At 42.9% G+C, this 336-nt stretch carries 1 protein-coding gene; it reads right to left on the bottom strand.

The window, feature by feature from the left end; all coding sequences use genetic code 11:
• Positions 1-336: 3D domain-containing protein (locus G5B06_RS19890; protein WP_173772735.1), on the bottom strand; the 336-nt coding region annotated here is incomplete at both ends.

The following is a 336-nucleotide window of genomic DNA, read 5'->3' as shown; positions in this document are numbered from 1 at the left end:
GTTCTTTCTGGAAAAATCCCAACCTGTCCTGACAGATTGACATCAGGTTTCCACTATTTAAGGTGACATTCAGCACATCTACATCTCTTGTCCTGGTCACTTCCACTTCATTGCTTCCATTATCATCTGCCAGATAACATTCCCATGTTTGATGTCCATGTGCAGATGCTGCCGCATGACTGTCATAATAGACATCAAACTGTACACCGTATCTTGCGAAAGCTCCGGTATCTTCTACAGTATATTCGACACCATTCATAACTACCTTTGTTCCCATTGGTACAAACGGATTGGAAGCATCTACCGCTAAGGTATGATTGGCAGTTGGATATGCTC

It is taken from the genome of Blautia luti (assembly GCF_013304735.1).
In the GTDB taxonomy this organism is placed as follows: Bacteria; Bacillota; Clostridia; order Lachnospirales; family Lachnospiraceae; genus Blautia_A.
The sequence above is the reverse complement of the archived record's forward strand: the minus strand, read 5'-3'. Positions and strand labels throughout refer to the sequence as shown.